General features: G+C 39.3%; 22 protein-coding genes and 1 pseudogene. 14 read left to right on the top strand and 9 right to left on the bottom strand.

The annotated features are described in order from the left end of the window. Positions 1–10: 10 nt before the first annotated feature. Positions 11–229, bottom strand: coding sequence for a hypothetical protein (locus tag RMZ43_RS09095; protein ID WP_322653907.1), 219 nt, complete (start codon positions 227–229; stop codon positions 11–13). Positions 230–427: 198 nt separating this feature from the next. On the opposite strand from RMZ43_RS09095, the gene RMZ43_RS09090 reads away from it, so the two are divergent. Then, positions 428–979 carry a hypothetical protein gene (locus RMZ43_RS09090; RefSeq protein ID WP_322650029.1) on the top strand — a complete coding sequence of 184 codons (552 nt, stop codon included), beginning with the start codon at positions 428–430 and terminating at the stop codon, positions 977–979. A 92-nt stretch (positions 980–1,071) separates the two neighbouring features. Here the strand turns inward: RMZ43_RS09090 and RMZ43_RS09085 are convergent, their stop codons facing one another. Together RMZ43_RS09085 and RMZ43_RS09080 are read right to left on the bottom strand one after the other, a co-directional pair. Continuing rightward, on the bottom strand, positions 1,072–4,746 hold the full coding sequence (locus tag RMZ43_RS09085) for a PAS domain S-box protein (protein WP_322653906.1): 3,675 nt from the start codon (positions 4,744–4,746) through the stop codon (positions 1,072–1,074). 1 nt (position 4,747) lies between these two features. Beyond that, positions 4,748–5,002: a helix-turn-helix domain-containing protein gene (locus tag RMZ43_RS09080; RefSeq protein WP_322653905.1), complete on the bottom strand. Its 255-nt coding sequence runs from the start codon at positions 5,000–5,002 to the stop codon at positions 4,748–4,750. Positions 5,003–5,492: 490 nt separating this feature from the next. Here RMZ43_RS09080 and RMZ43_RS09075 point away from each other — a divergent pair, with 490 nt between their 5' ends. Next, positions 5,493–6,548 (top strand): 1-acyl-sn-glycerol-3-phosphate acyltransferase, encoded by a 1,056-nt coding sequence (locus tag RMZ43_RS09075; RefSeq protein ID WP_322653904.1) that lies wholly within the window; start codon positions 5,493–5,495, stop codon positions 6,546–6,548. 85 nt (positions 6,549–6,633) lie between these two features. Here RMZ43_RS09075 and RMZ43_RS09070 read toward each other — a convergent pair whose 3' ends face one another. After that, positions 6,634–6,867: a hypothetical protein gene (locus RMZ43_RS09070; RefSeq protein WP_322653903.1), complete on the bottom strand. Its 234-nt coding sequence runs from the start codon at positions 6,865–6,867 to the stop codon at positions 6,634–6,636. Here RMZ43_RS09070 and RMZ43_RS09065 point away from each other — a divergent pair. Then, entirely contained in the window at positions 6,859–7,476 is a 618-nt protein-coding gene (locus RMZ43_RS09065) for a Uma2 family endonuclease (RefSeq protein WP_322653902.1), read from the top strand. The two genes, RMZ43_RS09070 and RMZ43_RS09065, sit on opposite strands and share 9 nt — an antisense overlap. Positions 7,477–7,582: 106 nt before the next feature. Here RMZ43_RS09065 and RMZ43_RS09060 read toward each other — a convergent pair whose 3' ends face one another. After that, a complete protein-coding gene (locus RMZ43_RS09060; RefSeq protein ID WP_322653901.1) occupies positions 7,583–8,044 on the bottom strand; it encodes a GNAT family N-acetyltransferase in 462 nt (153 codons plus the stop codon). 213 nt (positions 8,045–8,257) lie between these two features. Then, positions 8,258–8,611: a winged helix-turn-helix transcriptional regulator gene (locus RMZ43_RS09055; RefSeq protein WP_322650023.1), complete on the bottom strand. Its 354-nt coding sequence runs from the start codon at positions 8,609–8,611 to the stop codon at positions 8,258–8,260. A 119-nt stretch (positions 8,612–8,730) separates the two neighbouring features. Between RMZ43_RS09055 and RMZ43_RS09050 the strand changes: the two genes are divergently transcribed. From RMZ43_RS09050 to RMZ43_RS09040, 3 genes are all read left to right on the top strand, one after another. Beyond that, positions 8,731–9,348, top strand: coding sequence for an isochorismatase family protein (locus RMZ43_RS09050; RefSeq protein ID WP_322653900.1), 618 nt, complete (start codon positions 8,731–8,733; stop codon positions 9,346–9,348). 347 nt (positions 9,349–9,695) lie between these two features. Next, the gene (locus tag RMZ43_RS09045) at positions 9,696–10,190 is read left to right on the top strand and encodes a hypothetical protein (protein ID WP_322653899.1); all 495 of its coding nucleotides are present in this window, start codon (positions 9,696–9,698) and stop codon (positions 10,188–10,190) included. A gap of 224 nt (positions 10,191–10,414) precedes the next feature. After that, the gene (locus RMZ43_RS09040; RefSeq protein ID WP_322650020.1) at positions 10,415–10,741 is read left to right on the top strand and encodes a DUF6464 family protein; all 327 of its coding nucleotides are present in this window, start codon (positions 10,415–10,417) and stop codon (positions 10,739–10,741) included. Positions 10,742–10,886: 145 nt separating this feature from the next. Here RMZ43_RS09040 and RMZ43_RS09035 read toward each other — a convergent pair whose 3' ends face one another. Continuing rightward, positions 10,887–11,903 carry a hypothetical protein gene (locus tag RMZ43_RS09035; protein ID WP_322653898.1) on the bottom strand — a complete coding sequence of 339 codons (1,017 nt, stop codon included), beginning with the start codon at positions 11,901–11,903 and terminating at the stop codon, positions 10,887–10,889. A gap of 660 nt (positions 11,904–12,563) precedes the next feature. On the opposite strand from RMZ43_RS09035, the gene RMZ43_RS09030 reads away from it, so the two are divergent. Genes RMZ43_RS09030 through RMZ43_RS09010 form a run of 5 tightly spaced genes read left to right on the top strand, consistent with a single transcriptional unit; the run spans position 12,564 to position 17,230 of the window. Further along, positions 12,564–13,811, top strand: a complete 1,248-nt coding sequence (locus RMZ43_RS09030) for an ABC transporter substrate-binding protein (RefSeq protein ID WP_322653897.1) — start codon at positions 12,564–12,566, stop codon at positions 13,809–13,811. Positions 13,812–13,819: 8 nt separating this feature from the next. Beyond that, complete coding sequence (locus tag RMZ43_RS09025; protein ID WP_322653896.1) at positions 13,820–14,770, top strand: branched-chain amino acid ABC transporter permease; 951 nt, start codon at positions 13,820–13,822, stop codon at positions 14,768–14,770. Positions 14,771–14,784: 14 nt separating this feature from the next. Beyond that, entirely contained in the window at positions 14,785–15,387 is a 603-nt protein-coding gene (locus tag RMZ43_RS09020; protein ID WP_322653895.1) for a Uma2 family endonuclease, read from the top strand. A 49-nt stretch (positions 15,388–15,436) separates the two neighbouring features. Further along, positions 15,437–16,384: a branched-chain amino acid ABC transporter permease gene (locus RMZ43_RS09015; RefSeq protein WP_322653894.1), complete on the top strand. Its 948-nt coding sequence runs from the start codon at positions 15,437–15,439 to the stop codon at positions 16,382–16,384. Positions 16,385–16,438: 54 nt separating this feature from the next. Next, positions 16,439–17,230, top strand: coding sequence for an ABC transporter ATP-binding protein (locus RMZ43_RS09010; protein ID WP_322653893.1), 792 nt, complete (start codon positions 16,439–16,441; stop codon positions 17,228–17,230). A 15-nt stretch (positions 17,231–17,245) separates the two neighbouring features. Here the strand turns inward: RMZ43_RS09010 and RMZ43_RS09005 are convergent. Together RMZ43_RS09005 and RMZ43_RS09000 are read right to left on the bottom strand one after the other, a co-directional pair. Further along, a pseudogene (locus tag RMZ43_RS09005) lies at positions 17,246–18,127 on the bottom strand (Rpn family recombination-promoting nuclease/putative transposase). Between the two features lie 59 nt (positions 18,128–18,186). Further along, entirely contained in the window at positions 18,187–19,026 is an 840-nt protein-coding gene (locus RMZ43_RS09000; protein ID WP_322653892.1) for an Rpn family recombination-promoting nuclease/putative transposase, read from the bottom strand. A gap of 160 nt (positions 19,027–19,186) precedes the next feature. Between RMZ43_RS09000 and RMZ43_RS08995 the strand changes: the two genes are divergently transcribed. From RMZ43_RS08995 to RMZ43_RS08985, 3 genes are all read left to right on the top strand, one after another. Further along, positions 19,187–19,918 (top strand): ABC transporter ATP-binding protein, encoded by a 732-nt coding sequence (locus tag RMZ43_RS08995; protein ID WP_322650011.1) that lies wholly within the window; start codon positions 19,187–19,189, stop codon positions 19,916–19,918. 33 nt (positions 19,919–19,951) lie between these two features. Continuing rightward, positions 19,952–20,515 carry a Uma2 family endonuclease gene (locus RMZ43_RS08990; RefSeq protein ID WP_322653891.1) on the top strand — a complete coding sequence of 188 codons (564 nt, stop codon included), beginning with the start codon at positions 19,952–19,954 and terminating at the stop codon, positions 20,513–20,515. 80 nt (positions 20,516–20,595) lie between these two features. Then, positions 20,596–21,633, top strand: a complete 1,038-nt coding sequence (locus tag RMZ43_RS08985; protein ID WP_322653890.1) for an endonuclease NucS domain-containing protein — start codon at positions 20,596–20,598, stop codon at positions 21,631–21,633. Positions 21,634–21,729 lie beyond the last annotated feature (96 nt).

Below are 21,729 nucleotides of genomic sequence, written 5' to 3'. Positions count from 1 at the left end.
GTATTTGTTATTAACCCAGGTTGCTACAACTATAAATCAGGTTAGCGATCGCTTGAAGTAATTTAGCTGGTTCCACAGGCTTGGTGATATACTGCCCAAAGCCGGCGGCAATTGCTTGTTGGGAATCAGCCTCAGCTGCGTAAGCTGTAAGGGCGATCGCTTGAATTATCCCTCCCATCTCTGGTGACATGGCTCTAAGAGGATGTTTGAAAACTATTATTGCTAACATCAAAACCTCAGAAACCTAACCCCCTGTCCCCCTTCCCTACAAGGTAATGGGGGTTTCAAAGCCTCTATCAGCACTGACATCAACGGCGGGAGGAATGGAAGTTGAAAATTATCCTGATTGACGACAACAACAGTGTAATTACTAAATACAGAGTGTTATATAACTCACAACACTAGTGGATTTAGTATAAGCAAATTTATGTTGTCTGATTTAGATTTAGTTCGAGAGTTTGTATCCAACTCTATCCAGAAAAAAGATATTTTATTGGCAAATCGTTCTTTAGCAGCACAAACAGTTTATAATACTAACCGTCTGGCAACAAAGACTGAGGGCGTAATTGCTACTGCCCGATTAAATACTACACAAACGGAATTCTTGATTCTGTCTAACTCATCCCATTGGGAATTACTAAATCAAGCTTTACCAGAATCTAATTATCTCCTGAAAGGAAACATAGATAGTAGTGGTTTCTATCACTATCAACACTGCGAAATACCTAAAGACTATAAGTTGCAATGTACTAAATCTGTGTTTTTATGGCAAGCTTGGTGGAAATATCGCAAAAATACTTTACAACGAGGAATTCCATTGGATATTTTAATCCAGGCAAGAGATTCATGGTATCCAATCACAGATTTAAAGATTAGTGATGGACTTCTGTATGTCAAAACTTTAGTAAGTGAGATAGAAATTTATGCAGATGATTTAGTGATTTGGTTAAGCAAAAGTGAAGTAAATTCTCAAAATTAATCATTAGTTAAAAACTTTACCCTTCCTTATTCCTTACAAATCAGTTCCCGATCGCCTTAGTGTTCTGTCTCATTAATTTTGATGAGTTTTTATTAAGTAGCTTCCAGATTGCTACAACTATAAATTAAGTTAGCGATCGCTTGAAGTAACTTAGCTGGTTCCACAGGCTTGGTGATATGCTGCTCAAATCCGGCGGTGATTGCCTGTTGGGAATCAGCCTCAGCTGCATAAGCTGTAAGGGCGATTGCTGGAATTGTCCCTCCTTGTTCTGGTGACATAGCTCTGATTCGACGTATCAGCATATAGCCGTCTACCTCCGGCATTCCAATGTCGCTTAACAGCAGATTTGGCTGGAACTCAGGCATAATTCGTAGTGCCTCCATAGCAGATGCAGCCTGAGTTACTACCGCGCCAGACTGTTCCAAAATAAAAGCAATTAACTCTCGCGTATCACGTTCATCATCTACAAGGAGAACTTTCACTCCATCTAGATTGGACGAATCATCAAGTTGTCTATCAATTTGATGGCTATTAAAATGAGTCTTCATTAGAGGTAGCATGACTGTAAAGGTTGCTCCCTGTTCTTCGCCCAAACTTTCAGCCTTAACTGTGCCGCCATGTAGCTCTACGATGTGACGGACAATAGCTAATCCTAATCCCAGTCCGCCGAATTTTCTGGTAGTTGCGCCATCAGCTTGTCGGAAGTAGTCAAATACGAATGGTAAAAAATCTAGGCTAATTCCCTTACCCGTATCACTGACTCGAAGTTCAGCCTGAGAACCAACAGACTGTAAACTGATTTCTACCTGTCCACCTTGGGGCGTAAACTTAATAGCATTGGAGAGTAGGTTCCAGATAACTTGTTGCAAGCGACCTGAATCACCTGTTACTAGGAATTTTGGATCGTACCTTTCGGACGGCGGAAGCGCAACTTGGATTTGGGATTTTCGATTGTCAGTTTGGTTGTTAAAATTGATATCTAAATTTCTATGAGGATTTTGTAATCCGAAGTCTAAAATTGTAAATCGCAAATTGATAGATTTGGCTTGGGCAGCTAGACGGACAGTTTCTATTGCAGATACGATCGCAGTTTCCAGATTCACAGGAGCAATATTCAGACTAAGTTTACCTTGCAAAATGCGAGAGACATCCAACAAATCTTCAATTAGTTGAGTCTGAAGCTTGGCATTGCGCTCAATGGTTTGGAGAGCGCGAGTGGTGGTTACTTCATCATACTTTTTGGTTTGCAGTAACTTCGACCATCCCAGGATCGGGTTTAACGGTGTGCGAAGTTCGTGGGAAAGAACCGCCAAAAATTCATCTTTGATCCGATTAGCTTGGACTAATTGCTCTTTTTGCTGCTGTAACGAATCCATCAACTGAGCGCGTTCCAGAGCAACCGCCACCTGATCGGAGGTCGCTTGTAGCAGGGCAATTTCCCCAGAAGTAAAATGGGTACGAGTGCGACTGGCAAAGGAGAGGACACCAAGCAGCTTTCCTTGAGCAATTAATGGTTGACCTGCATAAGCTGTGATTCGCAAAGCTTTGAGGATGTCGGCATTGGGATAGGTAGAGTGCGGCACATCATTGAGGACGATTTGATGGCATTCTTGCGCCACTTGTCCGCAAATTCCTTGATTAAATTCTAGATATTGAATTGCTTGAAATACTTCATCAGTAATACCGTTCCAGCCTACTAACCGAAGTTTCTGCTTACTTTCGTGCGTCTCAATTAAATAGTGGAAGTAAAAATGCAAATCCATCTGCGCCGAGAGTTTGCTAAACAAGCTGTTCATTAAATCTAAGGGGCGCTCGGTTGAAAGCAAATCGCTGGTTGTTTCAGAGAGCAGTTTGAGTCTTTCACTGCGATCTTGCAAGGCTTGTTCTGCAAGCTGGCGTTCACGAAGGATGCGTTCGCGTTCGGTGATGTCAACTGCAACCCCTCCTACCAGACGTTGCCCAGATGCATCGGCAATGGGAAACTTATATACTAAAAATTCGCCGAGTGTGCCATCTGTGCGTGGAGCAGACTCGATCGCTTCAAGAACCTGATTTGTCTGGGCAACCATTCTAATGTTATCAAGGAACGGTTGAGCGATTTGGGCTGGATACAAGTCAAAAATATTTTTATTAATCGCCCTATTGATTGCTACATCGAATGTACTTAGATAAGTTGGACTGAGATAAAGTACACGTCCGTCTGCATTCGTAATCCACGCTGCGGCGGGAATATTATCCATAAAAGCTTGAAATTGCTCTTGACTCTGACTCAGCGCTTTTTTAACTTGCTGGAGATCGCTAATATCAAGAATGAATGCAACTAAGTTCTGTTGAGATTCACCTAAGACAGAGTAGCCAACTACAACCGGCACACTGGAACCATCTTTGCGAATGCATTCCTTCTCATAAGGAGTACAGGTTCCCTTCGCTGTTGCCTCAGCAATAGCCAGTTCATCTAAATATTGGTACTCTGGAGGCGTGATATCAGTCCAGCGTAGTCTGCCTGACTGGATATCTGCTTGGGTATAGCCGACAATTCGCAAGAACTCGTCGTTGGCTTCAGTGATCATACCATTCACATCACCAAAGAGAATACCAACTATATTCGCTTGGAAAAAACTCTTAAGGCGTTCTTCACTTGCTCGGACTGCCTTCTCTACTTGCTTGCGTTGGCTGATGTCACGGAAGAAAATATCAAGACCATCTTCACAAGGGTAGGCGTGAATCTCCAGCCACAGGTCATACTTAGACGGCAAGTAGTAGTGATGCTCGAAGTGGACGGGAATCTGTTCTGCCATCGCCCTTCGGTACTGATGGTCTACATTAGTGCCCACTGATAAGGGCCATTCCTCCCAGTGCGACTTACCGATAATCTCTGTCCGGAATTTGCGGTTAATTCGCTCTGCCTCGGCATTTTGATAGATGATTCGCCAGTCCCGGTCTAAAGTAATAAATGCATCACTCATGTTTTCTAGAGTGCGTGTGTTCCGCTCATTGGCTTGCTGTAATGCCGCTTGGGCTTGTTTGCGTTCGCTCAAATCAACAACGAAGCCAATGACCGTTTCTTGAGTATCTCCTACGACAACAGAACCGATCAGAACGGGAATGCGATCGCCATTTTTGCAGATATATTCCTTCTCAAAGGGTTTACAGACTCCGGTTGTTCTGAGTTCTTCTACTGAACGCTCACTTAATAAAAGATATTCGTTTGGAGTAATCTCGCGCCAGTTTATTTGGTTAGCGTCAAAGTCTTTTCGGGTATAGCCGACCATCTTCAGAAAAGCATCATTGGCTTCCACGATCGAGCCGTTGCTCATATCAGTTACGATAACTCCAATGATGTTGGATTCTGCCAGTCGGCTAAACCGCATTTCGCTATTTTGCAACAACTTTAGGCTCGTTTCTGCTTTGCGTCTAGCAGTTCGTAACTCTGAAGAGAGGGCGGTAATTAAGAAAGATACTAGTGAGAACGAGGTTAATTGTACCAAGACGTTCGGGCTGAGGAAATCCAACGAGTAGACTGGCTCGATTAAAAAATAGAAAGCAGTTGTAACAGAAAGAGCGATCGCTAGTACTCCAAATTTCATGCCACCATACCAGGCACTGATTGCCACGGCAGCATAAAATAATGTAAATACGCTCGGATCGAAGACTGGCAACAACAGTCGCGTCAATAGCAGCGCCGCTATGACTGCCAAAATCATCACGCTGTATGTTAGTAACCAAGAGCGCATCATCAAAATTTTTTCGAGTACTTTGACCATCATCTTAAGAGTCCTCCCGTTGCTTTGCCTTTAGGAGATACTCGGTCAGTAGTCTTTTGCCTGGTTCGCCCATTTTCTGTAACATTTCTTGAATTAGCTTTAGTGCCATCTGTGAAGGCACTGAAGATCCATTCTCCCAGCGATTAACTGTTCGCAGAGAAACTCCCAACTTGGCTGCAAACTTTTCCTGAGAGAGATCGAGCTGCTGCCGAAGTTCACGGATTAAATCTGAAATTTTTAGTGACTTTCCTAGTTCCATAATAGGCAGAGTAAGACAGATGTCTCGCCATTTGTCTCCAACTTGAGGAAGAATTTAAACTATCATTAGTTATTATTAATTTCATCTTTTGGCTGAATAATAATATTACTTATCAGTTTTGATTAATTACTGTTCAATGATTTAAGTCCTCGCCATACTTCTGATAAATGTTAACTGTTTTAAGGTGTGCGACAAAAAATTATTGAGACAAAATAACTGTATTAACTAACTATAAAATAAAAATTAAATTTTTTCAGGTGCGTAATGCCAAAATAGTATAATTATGAAAACTTATAAAAATTTTAAAGGTTTATGCATTGCTAAAAATCTATGCCTGGTGTATTGTATATTCATGCTTCATAACATACTTAAATATTATTTACAAAAGATGTAGTTAATTTTACTCCCACAGTAATATCCCAATAGTAAATCTATAAAGCTATAATAAATTAAATAAAATTTATTTTGTGTTTAATTAATATCATTAGTTTTGATAAATCAACACTCTGAAAACCTCCTAAAGACTCAGCTAGAAAATGCACCAGTTAAAGGCTATATATTTAGCTGGTTTGATTGGTTTTGTCTTTGGTATCCTCCAGGCTGGCTGATTATATTTAACCGTCATTGGCAGCACTATCATACCGATCCAGACGGTTGGAATTGGCTTGAATATGGATTATTTTTAATTCCTGGCGGATTTTATCTGGCGCTGCTGAGTCGTTGGTTGCGTCTTGGTTTTCGTTCACCTCGAACAGAAGTTAGTGAATTTGATCCCAAATATCAACAAGCTTTTCGCAAAGAAGTTCTTGCCCCCATTGTCGAATACTATTTTCGTGGAGAATTACAACAAGTTGAAAACTTGCCGCAAACAGGGCCATTGATTGTGGCAATGAACCACGCAGGGATGAGTTTTCCTTGGGATTTTTTGACCTTGGGTTATTTATTAAGTAAAGCTAGAGGATGGGTAATACAACCCGTAGCAAGTCCTACATTGTTTGAACATCCTTGGATAATTTGGTGGCTACCACCTAAATGGTCGCAGGTTTTGGGTGGTGTGCGAGCCGAATTAGATGATTTTGAAGCAGCGATCGCTGTGCCAACGTCTATAGCGATCGCCCAAGGTAAAATTCTCTTATATGCACCTGAAGGTATCCGCGGCCTTGGGAAAGGTTGGAGGAAACGCTATCAACTAGAAAAGTTTGATGTGAGTTTTATTAAATTGAGCGATCGCTATCAAATTCCTATTCTGCCAGTAGTTTGCATCGGTAGTGAATCTTTACATCCTTGGGCTGTTAATTTCAAAAAATTACAAAAGCTAATCAAATTACCCTTTTTTCCTATCTCGCCTTTAATGCTTGCCTTAATTCTGTTTCCGTCAATGGGAGTTTGGGCAATGAGAACTCGCCTGCATTACTTTATTCAGCCTTTGGAACCAGCACAATTGCACAACCATTCAAACAAAGAGCGTAAAATAACTTATCGGCAGGCACAACAATTACGGGAAAAACTGCAAATTAAAATTAATCAGTTATTGAGAGAAATTTAATCCTATAGCAATCTGATTTGATTTTTGAACTTCTTTGCCTGGTGCGCGTTCGCAAAGCGTCTCGCACGGAAGCGCAGCGCAAGTGTCAACTTAAGCCCAAGCGAATGAAATTGCCTGCTGCACACTGCATAAACGCATCTACATAGGCAAAGTTTGCCCTCCCTGCGGGTAGGTGAGAGGCAATTTTATTGTTTTGGCTAAAATCACGACATTCATAACCAACATCACGATATTCCTTATCACCCCGAGAAAATAGACGGCGGGGTTTTCCATTGGCAATGGTAAAGTCAAAACAAGCGGAGGTTTTGATATGGCTCAAGCTTTACCCAAACTATTGACTTTTGAAGAATTTATTGCGTGGCTGCCGGAAAACACCGGAAAACGGTACGAATTACACGATGGGATAATTGTAGAAATGTCTCAACCGAGTGGAAAGCATGAAAAAGTTACGGAATTTTTAGCAGGAGAAATTACCGTTGAATATAAGCGCTTGAAACTACCATACTTTATCCCCAAAACAGCTTTAGTAAAACCACGGAGAAAATCATCGGGTTACTTGCCAGATATCGTATTAATCAACGATGCTAATTTGCCAAATGAAGAATTGTGGGAAAAAGAATCTACTGTGACTCAAAGTGAATCCATTCCTTTGATCGTCGAGGTTGTAAGTATAAACTGGGAAGATGATTATTATACCAAATTAGGGAATTACGAAGCAATGAAAATTCCTGAATATTGGATAGTTAATTATGCAGCCTTAGGAGCCAGAAAGTTTATTGGTAATCCCAAACAACCAACCATTTCTATTTATCATTTAGTTGAAGAAGAATATCAATTTGCTCAATTTATGAATTCTGAACGTATTATATCTCCTACTTTTCCAGATTTAAACTTGACTGCTAATCAGATTTTAAATGGTGCTTTTTAGAGCATTTTTGATCTACACTTTTTCTTTCCATTTTACCCAAAACCCGACAAGTATTGGATGGAATGACTTTTATCTCAAAGTGCTTAATCCGAACTCAGGTTAATTATTAAATTGATTTTTCCATAATAAAATTTATTAGTTTTTGCCCTCTACGTTCTACCTCTTGCTGTTTCATAACAATAAAGTGATGTCTTTCAAAAAAAGGTTTGGCTGTAATACTAGCTTCTACAAATAACTTTTCAATTCCCAAAGACTTTGCTTTTGATTCAAGCTGTTCTAAGATTTTCTTACCAATCCCTTTTCTTTGAAAATCTTTATGACAGTAAAAACGGTCAATATGTCCATTAGCCTCTAATTCCCCAAAACCAATAATTTTACTTTGTTCTTCTGCTATATAAGTAAACTTACTTCCTAAACCTTTAATCCATACGTCAATATCCATATTTGCTGGTGCCCAAGCATCAACCTGTTCTTGTGTATAATCGTGAATATTCACTTCATGAATAGTGTCGTAGAACAATTTCATAATTTCTTCGGTATCAGCTATTTCGTATATTCTTAATTTCATAAATAAGATAATTAATCATAAAGAACTATATTAAAAATCTTATCATCCCTGGCGTATCTAATTAGCTTACGAGTACAATGATTTTCGGATATATAACAGAATGTAAAGAAAAATATACAAATAAAATAATCAAGAGTTTCTTAATTGTGAAAGCTTTTCTAAAAGTGTTTGAGAAATCGAACAATAATAATTAATCTGTCTATATGATTGTTTTTACTTTTTATTTTCTCTGGCAGTTTCTACTTCATGAAAGTGATTTATTGACCACTGGCATAATAGCCGAAGTGGTTCAACCAACGTTTCTCCCAACGATGTCAAGGAATACTCTACTGTGGGAGGATTAGTAGGATAAACTTTACGCTTTACAAGACCATCTCTCTCCAAATCACGCAGAGTACGGGTTAGCATTCGTTGTGAAACGTTTCCAATTTCTCTATGCAACTCACCATAGCGTTTCGTACCTTGGGATAAAACGTAGATGATTGCTGTAACCCATTTGTTAGAAACCAGTTCAAGTGTCTGCCGTAAATAAGGATGTGAGTTGAGGATTTGAGGTGATTGAGCCATGTTTAGGATAGATGCTACGTACACTTGTGTTCCTACTTGTGCAATGCTTGATGTTCGTTTCAGAATGAAGTCTAGAGATTTCTGAGATTATATCAACGGTCAACTAGGAAAACAGCACAATGAAATTTTCTAACTTCACTCAAGAAAACTCGGCTATGCTTCTGATTGATCATCAAGTTGGCACTATGAAGCTGATCAAGAACTTGCCTCTGACTGAGGTAGAGAAGAATACTCTTGCACTTGCAAAAGTGGCAAAGGTACTTAAGATACCTGTGGTTTTGACAAGTAGCCAAGAGGAGCGGTTTCAAGGTTTGCTGATGACTGCTTTAGCACAAAGCCTACCTGAAGCTTACGAGGTAAGAATCAAGCGTGCAGGCATTGTAAATGCTTGGGACGATAAGAACTTTGTTCAAGCAGTCAAAGATACAAATCGTAGTAATTTAATTATGGCTGGCGTAACTACGGACGTTTGCTTAGTTTATCCGGCTATCAGCGCAGTGCGCGAGGGCTACAGTGTTCAAGCAGTTATGGATGCTTCTGGTTCACCATTCTATCTCTCTGAAGATTTAGCACGGCAACGGATGCGTGATTCTGGAGTTGTGCTAACTGCTACAATCACTTTGATTGCTGAGTTGGTTAAGGATTGGAGCCGTCCCGAAGGTGTCGAGTTACAACAATTATTGTTTAATGATGTGCTACCCCCTGAGTTTATTGAAGGCACTAGCACTCCATATTAAGGGACTTCCAAAAAATAATTATCCCAAATTAATTTGTCCGTCTGTACGGTAGCACAGGTGTGCTACCTTGCGATGGAATTTTTTTTTACTAGAAATTCTTTAATACTTAGTTAAAAGCAAGCAAAGCGCGGCAATCCTCAATACTGCTCGGGTTTTGGATTTTCAACTCGGAATTGGGTTTGGGGAAAAGGTTAAAGGTTTTTTCTTTCCCCTTAACCGACAAGTATTGCGGCAATTCTAAACCTTTGCGATTGCTTCTCTTTTTAGGTATCACACTTAATATAGTACAAATATACTAATTAGCTGCTAAAATGCTTTAAAAGTCAGCTAGCCTTGCTTGAGGTAGTATGAAAAAAATCCAAGATACGGACAAAAAGCCCATTTTGCTGTTCCAGCCTACATCTGTAATTACTCCTATATTGCCACTGCAACCCCAAGAAAAAAAAATCATCAGTGAACGGGAGCGTTTTATAACCCAAGTCGAACGTATCAATCAGATGGCACAAGAGTTAGAAGCAGCGATATTAGAGTTGAAAGCGATCGCTAACACATTGAATACTCAAAAACGTTGCCCACTCTTGATAAAGGAGCTATGCAAGAATATTTGTCAGTATTTCGCAGTTAGCGTCCCTTGGGTGAAACGAAAGTCTAACAAATCATTTATTTTGACAACGCGAAAAGTTGATTTACTCCAAAATGAAAGGGAAGCCGCACTGCTAGCACAGCAACTTCGTCAGCAAACCAAAAAAAGATTAGCATCGCAGCGACACAGAAAAAACAAGAATGCGGCTAAACCTGACATAAAACACTTCTTCAAAAAGGTATTAGTCAACAAATCTTAAACTTATCTAGATTCAACGGCAGATCACCTCTGAGGTTTTAACAGTTATGCTGATTGAAGTGGCAGAAGTAAATTTTTCCTCAAAATTACTCACCACATTACCATTGCTAATTGCTACAAACTGTGGTAGGAAGTAGGCAAGCCTGCCCTAATATTTGCACTTCCGTAAACCCAGAGTGCAACATCAGGGACAATCAATCAGCGCATAGAAGAGGTAAAAAGAAGGTGTTAAAGACACTTTTAGTGATTGCCGTTGGTTTTTTACCGTCCCTGATTTCTCTGTGGGCGATCCGCAAAACCCATGCGCGATCGCGCTTACGAATGAGGCAAGCAGCCATGAATTTTCCACCGATGCAGGGACGACAAAACATCAGACCTGTAGAAGGCGATCGCTATTATTTAGAAGGTGTGGGTTATCTGATTGGCGATATCAGCTGCAAATTTAATGCCCGATCTGGCTACATGCGTTGTGCTGTCAATCCCCAAGGCCCATGTAATGGTTGTCGTCACTACGAACCTAAGGAATTAGCTGGTAGCGAAAAAAGGGCTTGATAAATTTTACCTGCCTAATACTCAAAAAATCTTAAATTACTGAAGAAGGGGAAGGGCATAACTGGAGAGAGCAATTTATCAAAGTGTTCGTTAACTGATGTCCTAAACTAAGCCTACCCTTCACCCTAGAGAAAAACTTCTGTAACTATGGGCCAGCATTAATATAAAGTGCATTATCAGTTCCTAGACCAGCACAGATCGCCTGATTTGAACCTAAGCGAGTACAACTAGGATTTGAGGAGTATACACCTCCCAGATATTGAGGTCCACTCCACGAACTGCCATTAAACCGATTCACATAAAGTGCACGATCAGTTCCTAGACCAGCACAGATCGCCTGATTTATACCTAAGGAAGTACAACTAGGATCTGAAGAGTATACACCTCCCTGATATTGAGGTCCACTCCACGAACTACCATTAAACCGATTCACATAAAGTGCATTATCGGTTCCTAGACCGGCACAGATTGCCTGATTTGAACCTAAGCGAGTACAACTAGGATTTGAGGAGTATACACCTCCCTGATATTGAGGTCCACTCCACGAACTACCATTAAACCGATTCACATAAAGTGCATTATCGGTTCCTAGACCAGCACAGATCGCCTGATTTATACCTAATGAAGTACAACTAGGATCTGAAGAGTACACACCTCCCAGATATTGAGGTCCACTCCACGAACTGCCATTAAACCGATTCACATAAAGTGCATTATCAGTTCCTAGACCGGCACAGATCGCCTGATTTGAACCTAAGCGAGTACAACTAGGATTTGAGGAGTATACACCTCCCAGATATTGAGGTCCACTCCACGAACTACCATTAAACCGATTCACATAAAGTGCATTATCGGTTCCTAGACCAGCACAGATCGCCTGATTTGTCGCCAAGGAAGTACAACTAGGATTTGAGGAATATACACCTCCCAGATTTTGAGGTCCACTCCACGAACTGCCATTAAACCGATTCACATAAAGTGCACGATCAGTTCCTAGACCAGCACAGATCGCCTGATTTATACCTAAAGAAGTGCAACTAGGATCTGAGGAGTATACACCTCCCAGATATTGAGGTCCACTCCAAGCTGCAAGAACTGGTTGGCTTACCAGAGATAAAATTACCGATGTTGTGCCTGCTAAAATTGTAAATTTCTTTTTCATAAAATCTAATGTTTTCCTCCTTAATACTGCTCTTGTGTTTGTTGGAAAGATTTAGACAGATGTAAAGTTTTAATTCCTGAATTTTTATTTCAGTTTGGCTGGTATTGTACGATGAAACCACGTACCTATTTCTGATTCAGTTTCAATTCTAAAAGTTACAGAAATCAGTTACAATCCTTTACATAGCCACTTCAAACTCAGAACATTTGTGGGATAGAATTGCTCTTATCAGCCGTTAGATTAAGAGATAATTTATAAAGTAAACCTTAAATTGTAGGGTGCGTTATAACGCTTAACGCACCGAAATACATGGTGTGTTACGGCTAATCTGTACTCTTTCAAAGTCCCAAATTTTTGCATAGCCGTAACACACCCTACTTTAATACTTACTTTATAAATAGACTCTTAAGTTTGACTCGAACATCTGACACCTGAGGGCGCTGACGCTTAACGATTCCCAAGTTTGACCTGGGAATGGTAAAATCATGGCTAATTATAATTTGTATTTACAAACACTTTGAATATTTGTGTTCGCATGGTCAAATAAGAATGATTTAATATAATTCGTGCAAAAGTGGAAATCTGCGTCATTTCTTTGCAGATGATGAAAATTACTATAAGCTTTTGCCGAATATCTAATAACTACATGATTCTCTAACGATGAACAACGCGATCGCTCAGACAACAGCATTATTATCAACTTGCGCTTTACTACTAACAGGCTGTGGTGGTGGCGGTGGCTCTGTGGCAAATTCTCCAGATAGTACTACAAATAACACTACAACTAACACCGCCCAGACTACGACTACATCGGGTGCTATTCCCATCGGTATTGCCTTAGCACAAACTAGCAACGTAGCATTACTTGGTCAAGAGGGATTTGTGGGAGCCAGAATTGCCGAGAAGTATTTCAACAGTAAAGGCGGTATTAATGGCACTCCGATTAAATTGGTAACTCAAGATACTAGCGGTGATGAAGCTGGAGCAATTAACGCTTTTCAAACTTTAATTAACAAAGATAAAGTTGTCGGTATTGTTGGGCCTACTTTATCACAGCAAGCTTTTAGTGCTGACCCCATCGCCGAACGTGCTAAAGTCCCAGTTATTGGCGCATCAAATACCGCAAAAGGAATTCCAGAAATCGGTGATTATGTAGCCCGTGTATCTGCCCCCGTCTCTATAGTTGCTCCTAATTCGCTGAAAGCTGCACTCAAGCAGAATCCTCAAATTAAAAAAGTTGCAGTTTTTTACGCCCAAAATGATGCATTTAATAAATCGGAAACGGAGATTTTTCAAAAAGCAGTAAAAGAACAAGGACTAGAATTAGTAACAGTTCAAAAGTTCCAAACTACTGATACAGACTTTCAAGCCCAAGCTACCAATGCAATTAACTTAAAACCAGATTTGGTAATTATTTCGGGGCTAGCGGCTGATGGTGGTAACTTAGTGCGACAACTGCGAGAACTGGGTTATAAAGGCATAATTATTGGTGGTAATGGTCTAAATACACCAAATGTTTTATCAGTGTGTAAAGCACTTTGCGATGGAGTGCTGATTGCTCAAGCTTACAGTCCTGAATATCCTGGTGAGATTAATAAGGTATTTCGCCAAACCTATATTGAGCAATATAAGAAAGAACCAGCCCAATTTACCGGCCAATCTTTTGCTGCGGTGCAGGTATATGTTGAAGCTCTGAAAGCGTTGGATAAGAAAACCAAAATCAACACATTACCTCTTGATAAACTGCGGACAGAATTGAACAAGGAAATACTAGCTGGAAAGTATGATACTCCTTTAGGTGAAATTGCTTTTACACCAGTCGGTGATGTAATTCAAAAAGAATTTTACGTCGCCCAAATTAAGATGGATAAAGATGGAAACACTGGAAAATTCGTATTTATAAAATAGTTGCACTTATGGATATAACTCTATTTTTGCAACAATTTTTGAACGGATTATCTATCGGTAGTATCTATGCGATTTTTGCATTGGGATATACCTTAGTTTATTCTATTTTGGGCATCATTAATTTAGCTCATGGCGCGATTTTTACCTTGGGTGCATATTTCACTTATGCACTCATAGGTGGTAACTTTGGGTTTAACGGCTTACTAGCTAATGCAGTCTTGCCGATAAAATTACCATTTGCTGTAGCTTTGATTTTAGCAAGTACCTTAGCAGGGTTAGTAGGGGTACTAATGGAACGGGTTGCTTTTCAACCTTTGCGCCGTCAGGGATCTGATCCCTTGCTAACTGTTGTTTCTAGCTTGGGGGTAGGAGTCGTAATTGTAAATTTAATTCAGTATTTAGTAGGCGCAGAAAGTTACACATACCCCGCAAATACTTACGGTAATTTGCCACCTGCGATTAATTTTGGTACTCCAGAAAATCCAATTCCGATTCGCAGCGTTCAAGTGGTAATTTTTGCTGTATCAGTTGTAATTGTGGCAATTCTTACCTATTTTATTAATCGAACTAAATATGGTAAGGCAATGCAAGCGATCGCAGAAGATCCAACTACAGCTAGTTTGTTAGGAATTAATAGCGATCGCTTTATCATCCTAACATTCTTCATCAGCAGTTTTTTAGCAGGATTGGCAGGAACTCTAGTTGCTTCTAGTGTTAGTATTGCAGGGCCATATTTCGGCATTGCTTTTGGTTTGCGCGGTTTAGCGGTGATTGTCTTAGGTGGTTTAGGTAGTATTCCCGGTGCAGTAGTGGGAGGCTTAGTAATTGGATTAGTTGAGGCGTTTGTTCCTTCTGAATTCTCTGGATATAAAGACGCAGTAGCCTTTGGAATTTTGTTTATTATGCTATTAGTTAGACCCCAAGGTTTGCTAGGGCGGCGATTTATTCAAAAAGTTTAAATAGACGTAGCACGATGAAAACATACACCAGACAAAAACTAACTTTTGAGCAATTTTTAGAACAGTGTCCAGAAGAAGGTTTATATGAACTTGTAGATGGAGAAATTGTAGAGGTGCGTGCAACTAGAAATCATGATGATGTCGCCAATTTTATATTGTTTGGTTTCAATGATGAAATTAGGCGACTAAACTTAAATTATGTAGTTAATAATACAGCAGTCTTTAAAACTATAACTGCTAATGAAGTAGAACAAGGGCGTAAGCTTGATGTAAGTGTCATAGATAAAGATACATGGCGCTCAAATCGTTCTGCTTACTCTGCACTTGAAGAACCTATCCAGTTAGCTGTAGAAGTAACATCAACCAATTGGGAAGATGACTACATTGATAAATTGGATGAGTATCAACGTTTAGGTATTACAGAATATTGGATTGTAGATTATTTGGCAATTGGGCTAAGAGAATATTTGGGAAATCCAAAAGTTCCGGCTGTATTTGTTTTTCTATTAGATGCTGAGGGAAAATATCAACGGACACTTTTTAGAGGTTCAGAACGAATTGTATCACGAACTTTTCCCGAACTGGCGCTGACAGTAGATCAAATATTAACAGCTTAATAGGTTATAAAAGCGATAGTTTAATTAAGCTTAATCAAATTTTTTTAAAATGGCTGATTTTTTCGCTACTTATGGTTCTCTAATTGTCTCTATGGTATTGGGGGCGCTAATAGGATTATCGCTTTACTTACCGCTAATGACAGGACAATTGTCTTTAGCTAGTCCAGGATTTTATGCTTTAGGTGGGTATATTGCAGCAATTTTATCCACAAAGGTTTTTACATCTAGCAGTAGTTTATTTCCCATTCCATTGTTGTTATTGGAGATGTTAATTGCTGGTGTAATTTGTGGTTTTTTGGGTGTAATAGTAGGAATTCCAGCGTTGAGATTGCGAGGAATTTATTTAGCGATCGCTACTATCGCTTTTGTGGAAGTTCTGCGTGTCATCTCTCTCAATCTAGATATTACAGGTGGTGCTGTGGGAATTTTTGGCATTCCTCAACCTTTCCAAACACCAATTGAATATTTATGGATTGCTTTGCCCTTACTATTAATTAGTATGGTGCTGTTTTATCGTTTAGAACGCATCCGTGTAGGAAGAGCTTTTATTGCTATCCGCGAAGATGAATTAGCTGCGGGTGCAATGGGAATTGACCCCACTTATTACAAAGTTTTGGCATTTACGCTAGGGGCTATACTTGCAGGAGTTGTAGGTGCAATTAGCGCCCACTTCCTTAATACCTGGAATGCTCGTCAAGGTACTTTTGATAGCAGTATTATATATTTAACTTTTGTTTTGATTGGTGGTTCAAGAACTTTTTTAGGTTCGGTAGTTGGAGGTATGGTATTTACAGCCTTACCAGAGATTCTGCGAAGTTTAGCTGATACTGCTGGTTTACCTAATTGGCTAGCACAATTTTTGCGCGATGGGAGATTAATTATTTTTGGTTTTTTAATAGTAGTAGGTACAATATTTTTCCCGCAAGGGCTAATTACTCCAGATATTTTTCAAAAACGGAAAATCATGAATAAACGAACCGCAAAGGGCGCGAAGTAAGAAGAGTTTTAGAGAGTTATTGCGTCAGTTTTATATTCATAATAATATGCAAAAATGTCACATAGTATTCCAGAAGCTAACAACAGTATTGTCTTAGAAGCAAGAGCATTGACTCGCCGTTTTGGTGGTTTAGTGGCGGTGAATAATGTATCTTTTAGTGTAAAGAAACATGAGATTTTTGGATTGATTGGCCCTAATGGTGCTGGCAAAACAACACTGTTTAATTTGATTACTGCTTTCATCCCGCCTTCTGGCGGGAAATTAATTTATCAAGGTGCAGAAATTTCCCAACTGCGTCCTCATCAAATTGCTACTTTAGGTATCGCCCGTACCTTTCAAAATATCCGTTTATTTGGGGAATTATCGGCGTTAGAAAATGTGATAATTGCTCGGCATTTACACACTAAAAGTAATATGATTACAGGAGTTTTGGGATTACCACCAGCGCCTAGAGAAGAACTTAAAACTAAGCATAAAGCTTTAGATTTATTGGATTTGGTAGGATTAAGCGATCGCGCCCACGAAAAAGCCAAAAACTTTGCCTATGGCGATCAACGTCGCTTAGAAATTGCCCGCGCTTTAGCATTAAAACCGCAAGTCTTACTTCTCGATGAACCTGCGGCGGGGATGAACCCTAACGAAAAACAGCAACTCAGTGAATTTATCCGTAGCCTGCGCGATCGCTTCAATTTAACGATCATCCTTATAGAACACCATGTACCCTTGGTTATGGGTTTGTGCGATCGCATTGCTGTATTAGATTTTGGGCAATTGATTGCATTGGGTGAACCAGCAGTTGTTAGAAATGATCCGGCTGTAATTGAAGCTTATTTGGGAAATGAATGATAACTAACTTGAGAATTACAAAATCTGTTGCAATTCCTCAATAGTATTTGCAGTTACAATATTCCGTAAAATTGTTTTCAAACGCTCTAAATCTTGAATCTGGTTAATTTGTGGCATCAAATTTAAGCCGCGATCGCTGAATTTCAACTCTAAATTAATTTCAATCGCAGAAAGTATTCCTCGCAGTTCCCCGCTTACTTCCCCGCTTGCTTTCCCTCGTGCTTCCCCGCGTGCTTCTCCTTCGCGTAAAATTTCTTGATACCAAGGTGATTCACGTAATACGGACATATCCCACCTCATGATTTCTTGAACGAGCGTATTCTCTAAAACAAACGTAGCAAAAAAAGCTAGAACTGTTTCCAGTTGGTTGAGTTGTTCATCAGCACGGAGAATTTGCAATGCTTTTCTAATAATAGATTCATTTTCACCACCTTTGAGAATGGGTACAAATGGCAGTAAGGATGGTAAGGGTTGTTGAAAAGCAATATTCACATCAATTTCCCACAGGTTAATTACCCGATAATCTTGTATTGCCCGTAATCCTGCAATATTTGATGTAAAGCTTGTGGGTATTTCGTTGTTACCAGTTTTAAGAATATTTATGAGAACAGGATATGTTGGTAAGTTATATTTTTCTTCTGCTAATGCAGTATAAGCACGCATCCGACGCGGCATTTGGGATTGATAACGTAATTGCAATTCGTTGAGAAGCAAAAATTCTCCATGCTGGGGACTACTGACACGGATTAAAACATCACTTTCCCGGCTAATCCACTGGAATTCACTATTTAGAATTTCCCCAGCAACAACATCAGGAATCTACGTTACCCATCTTACCCAGTTATTGGGTGCGAGGCTGATTAATTTTTTGGTACTAACATCAGCAGGCTTCGTCATTAAGGTATGGATGCACTCAATAAGTGAGATTTATGGTAACTTGAAATTTTCTATGGAATTCATGTAGACAAACTTTGGATAAATTCGTCTAAAGAACTCACAGCGATCGCGCTATCCATTAAATTTTCTAATTTTTCCACACTTTCACCCTCAAGCCTTATTTCCACTTCATGAGGAATTTCACCAAAGCGTTGTTCCAATACTCGGATTAGCTGCCGTCGCGCACCCTGCTGAATACCTCTTTGCTCAATTTCCTGATACCAAGGCGATTCTCGCAATACTGCCATATCCCACCTCATGATTTGTTGCACTAAAGGCGTGTCTAACACAAAGCTAGCAAAAAATGCCAGCAATGATTCTAACTCGTTCAACTCTGCATCTGCTCTTAGCGCCTGTAATGCGCGTTGCACAACTGATACTTCTCCCCCTCCTCGCAGGATTGGCACGAAGGGTAGCAAGGATGGTAGTGATTGCTCAAATACTGTTTCAGCATCGATTTCCCACAAATTAATCACGCGATAATCTTGGATAGCACGTAATCCCAAAAATTCCTGCTCGTAACTATTGACAATAGTTAAGTTAGATGGTGGCGGTAAAATGTTGATTAGTACTGGGTAAGTTGGCAATTGATAGCGTTCTTGTGCCAAGGCAGCATAGGCTCTCATCCGTAGAGGCATCTGTGCCGTGTAACGCAACTGTAGTTCGTTAAGTACCAGAAAATCTCCATGAGTAGCACTGTATGCTTTCACCAACACATCTGTTTCGCGGCTAATCCAGTGAAACTCAGAGCCGAGAATTTCTTTCGCCACGACTTCAGGACGCTGAGTCACCCACTTTACCCATGCGTCGGGAGCTAAATTAATAAGTCGTTTGCTACCAATATCTGCTACTTTTGCCACAGGACGTTTGATATATTTATCAGTAATTAATGGTACATCATAAAGATTGCGGTATTATGGCGTTGGTTTGAAGTTGCAGCAATGTCTACGCACTGTTTTAAGAAATGTATGATTGATGTATCTTAGGTTTTGAATCAACATTTCTGGATGTAAACCGCCGATGAAAGCCGATAGTAAGCCAAACTATACAATTTTAGAAATTCAAGAACTTGATGTTAATTATGGCGGCATCCAAGCTCTAAAAAAGATTAATTTAATTATTCAAAAAGGCGAGGTAGTTACTCTAATTGGTGCTAATGGTGCTGGTAAAACTACTACACTCCGTGCCATATCTAAAGTAGTTAATCCTAAAAGTGGCGTAATTATCTATAATGGACATAATATTAACCGCCGCCAAACTCACGAAGTTGTCCAACTTGGTATCGCCCATTGTCCTGAAGGACGCAGAGTATTAGCGCGGCAAACAGTATTTGATAATTTGCTTTTAGGTGCTTATATTCGCTCCAATCAAGCTGAGGTAAAAGCAGATATCCAGCGTCAATTTGAGCTATTTCCGCGTTTATCACAAAGACGCAATCAACTAGCAGGAACCCTCAGTGGTGGTGAACAACAAATGTTAGCGATCGCTCGTGCTGTCATGAGTAAACCACAGCTATTACTTTTAGACGAGCCTAGCTTAGGTTTAGCACCTGCGATCGTCCGGGAAATCTTCTCGATTATTGAAAATCTCCGAGCTACAGGCGTGACTATTTTGTTAGTTGAACAAAACGCGAATTTGGCTTTACAAATTGCCGATCGCGGCTATGTTTTGGAAGCTGGTTCTATAACTTTAACGGGTGCAGCATCAGAATTAATTAGTGATGAGCGAGTTAAAAAAGCTTATTTAGGATAATTCATTAAATGAAAATTTGGAAGGTACAAGCACATGGTAAAATCAGCAACTAAACCTCTAACCTTAGAAGAATTTTTGAAACTACCAGAAACAAAGCCTAGCTCAGAATACATCAATGGTCAAATTATTCAAAAGCCCATGCCTCAAGGAAAACATAGTATTCTTCAGGGTGAATTAGTCAGTAATATCAATTCTGTAGCCAAACCTCAAAAAATTGCCCTTGCTTTCCCAGAATTGCGATGTACTTTTGGCGGACGTTCAATTGTACCTGATGTAGCTGTGTTTGCTTGGGAACGGATTCCCATAGATGAACGTGGAGATGTAGCTAATGTCTTCAAGACGTATCCAGACTGGACAATTGAGATTCTGTCGCCAGATCAAAGCCAGACTAAAGTAACCGGAAATATTCTACATTGTTTAAAACATGGTAGTCGTTTAGGTTGGTTAATTGATCCAGGCGATCGCTCTGTTTTAGTCTATCCACCAAAGCAGCAACCAGAACTTTTACAAGAAGACCAAGAAATATTACCAGTTCCTGATTTAGTTAGTGATTTTCAATTAACTGTAGGGCAACTATTTGGATGGTTAAAGTTATAAACAATTGTATATATTCATATCTAATTTTGGGAATACTAAAGGTAGTAATTTACTCAAGTTAGAGCCAGATAATGGATTTCGTGAATTTAATAAAAACGGGTAATAGTTGGAAATTTGCGACTGAAGCTGATTTAGAAGATTTTGTCTGGGCGAATTTAAAGGAGCTTTTCGGGTTAATTCCGCTAAAGCGACAATATTATATTAAAGGTCAAATTTGCGATATTTTAGCCTTGAATGATAAAAAACAGTTAGTAGTGCTGGAATTGAAAAATGGTGAAGACAGATATATTGTTCAGCAACTAACTCGATATTATGAAGCTTTACTTGAGAATAAACCCTTCCTAGACGAGGTAGACTATGGACAACCTATTAGTTTGATAGCAATTAAGCCTAATTTTCATCGAGATAATTTTACAGATAGAAAGTACAACCATCTGTCTATTCAATTTCTCAGCTTTCAAATATTGGAAGCAAGTAAAAATTTCTATTTAGAATTAAAAGACTTAGATAATGGCAAATTGTCAAAAATAGAAATACCTCATCAGGAAAGAAATGTTAGTGAAGATATATCTGCTCCTCCTAGAGCAATTATTAACCGATTAGCTAAATGTCACAATTCTAGTGAAAATGAGCGAGAGACTGTACTCAGAATTCGTAAAAAAATTCTTGGCTTTGACAAACGCATCCAAGAAATTGTTAAGCCTAATTCTATTGAATATGGTAAAGGAAAAAGTAAGCTTTGTGCTGAGTTTTACTTCGGTAGCACTATTTATGGTTTTAAAGGTAGACCTAACCTATTTTTAAGATTACCTGAACCAGAACCATATTTAAAACAAAATACTCTGAGAATGCATATTTTTCCTGATAAAGATTGGACTAGTTTTTATAGAATAATTCACTACCCTAGAGCCTTTATAAGTAATAAAATTAGATCCTGTAGCATGTATGAATATCCAGCATTTATAGAAACAATAAAAAGATGTGCAGAAGGTGAATTACGAGATGAGCGATCGCGCATCTGTTATGAAAAATATGAAAAACTTATTCTGAGTGGAACTAACTCTCTAGAGATTTTAGTCGAGATTGCTTTAGACACTTGGCTAACGGGACTTAAGTAAAACTACATTGATAGCATTTATAACTTTTCCTAATCATCATTATTATTAAATATTATTACGATTTTTGTCATATATTAATATTTGCAGCCCTCCTTG

Source organism: Nostoc sp. CmiVER01, assembly GCF_034531135.2.
GTDB lineage: Bacteria > Cyanobacteriota > Cyanobacteriia > Cyanobacteriales > Nostocaceae > Nostoc.
Note: the sequence above shows the minus strand (reverse complement) of the source record. Positions and strands in the feature narration are given on the sequence as shown.

Coding starts and splice junctions, on each gene's coding strand:
- RMZ43_RS09095 (WP_322653907.1), bottom strand. CDS start 229: ATGTTAGCAATAATAGTTTTCAAACATCCTCTTAGAGCCATGTCACCA.
- RMZ43_RS09090 (WP_322650029.1), top strand. CDS start 428: ATGTTGTCTGATTTAGATTTAGTTCGAGAGTTTGTATCCAACTCTATC.
- RMZ43_RS09085 (WP_322653906.1), bottom strand. CDS start 4,746: ATGATGGTCAAAGTACTCGAAAAAATTTTGATGATGCGCTCTTGGTTA.
- RMZ43_RS09080 (WP_322653905.1), bottom strand. CDS start 5,002: ATGGAACTAGGAAAGTCACTAAAAATTTCAGATTTAATCCGTGAACTT.
- RMZ43_RS09065 (WP_322653902.1), top strand. CDS start 6,859: ATGGCTCAAGCTTTACCCAAACTATTGACTTTTGAAGAATTTATTGCG.
- RMZ43_RS09060 (WP_322653901.1), bottom strand. CDS start 8,044: ATGAAATTAAGAATATACGAAATAGCTGATACCGAAGAAATTATGAAA.
- RMZ43_RS09055 (WP_322650023.1), bottom strand. CDS start 8,611: ATGGCTCAATCACCTCAAATCCTCAACTCACATCCTTATTTACGGCAG.
- RMZ43_RS09050 (WP_322653900.1), top strand. CDS start 8,731: ATGAAATTTTCTAACTTCACTCAAGAAAACTCGGCTATGCTTCTGATT.
- RMZ43_RS09045 (WP_322653899.1), top strand. CDS start 9,696: ATGAAAAAAATCCAAGATACGGACAAAAAGCCCATTTTGCTGTTCCAG.
- RMZ43_RS09035 (WP_322653898.1), bottom strand. CDS start 11,903: ATGAAAAAGAAATTTACAATTTTAGCAGGCACAACATCGGTAATTTTA.
- RMZ43_RS09030 (WP_322653897.1), top strand. CDS start 12,564: ATGAACAACGCGATCGCTCAGACAACAGCATTATTATCAACTTGCGCT.
- RMZ43_RS09025 (WP_322653896.1), top strand. CDS start 13,820: ATGGATATAACTCTATTTTTGCAACAATTTTTGAACGGATTATCTATC.
- RMZ43_RS09020 (WP_322653895.1), top strand. CDS start 14,785: ATGAAAACATACACCAGACAAAAACTAACTTTTGAGCAATTTTTAGAA.
- RMZ43_RS09015 (WP_322653894.1), top strand. CDS start 15,437: ATGGCTGATTTTTTCGCTACTTATGGTTCTCTAATTGTCTCTATGGTA.
- RMZ43_RS09010 (WP_322653893.1), top strand. CDS start 16,439: ATGTCACATAGTATTCCAGAAGCTAACAACAGTATTGTCTTAGAAGCA.
- RMZ43_RS08995 (WP_322650011.1), top strand. CDS start 19,187: ATGAAAGCCGATAGTAAGCCAAACTATACAATTTTAGAAATTCAAGAA.
- RMZ43_RS08990 (WP_322653891.1), top strand. CDS start 19,952: ATGGTAAAATCAGCAACTAAACCTCTAACCTTAGAAGAATTTTTGAAA.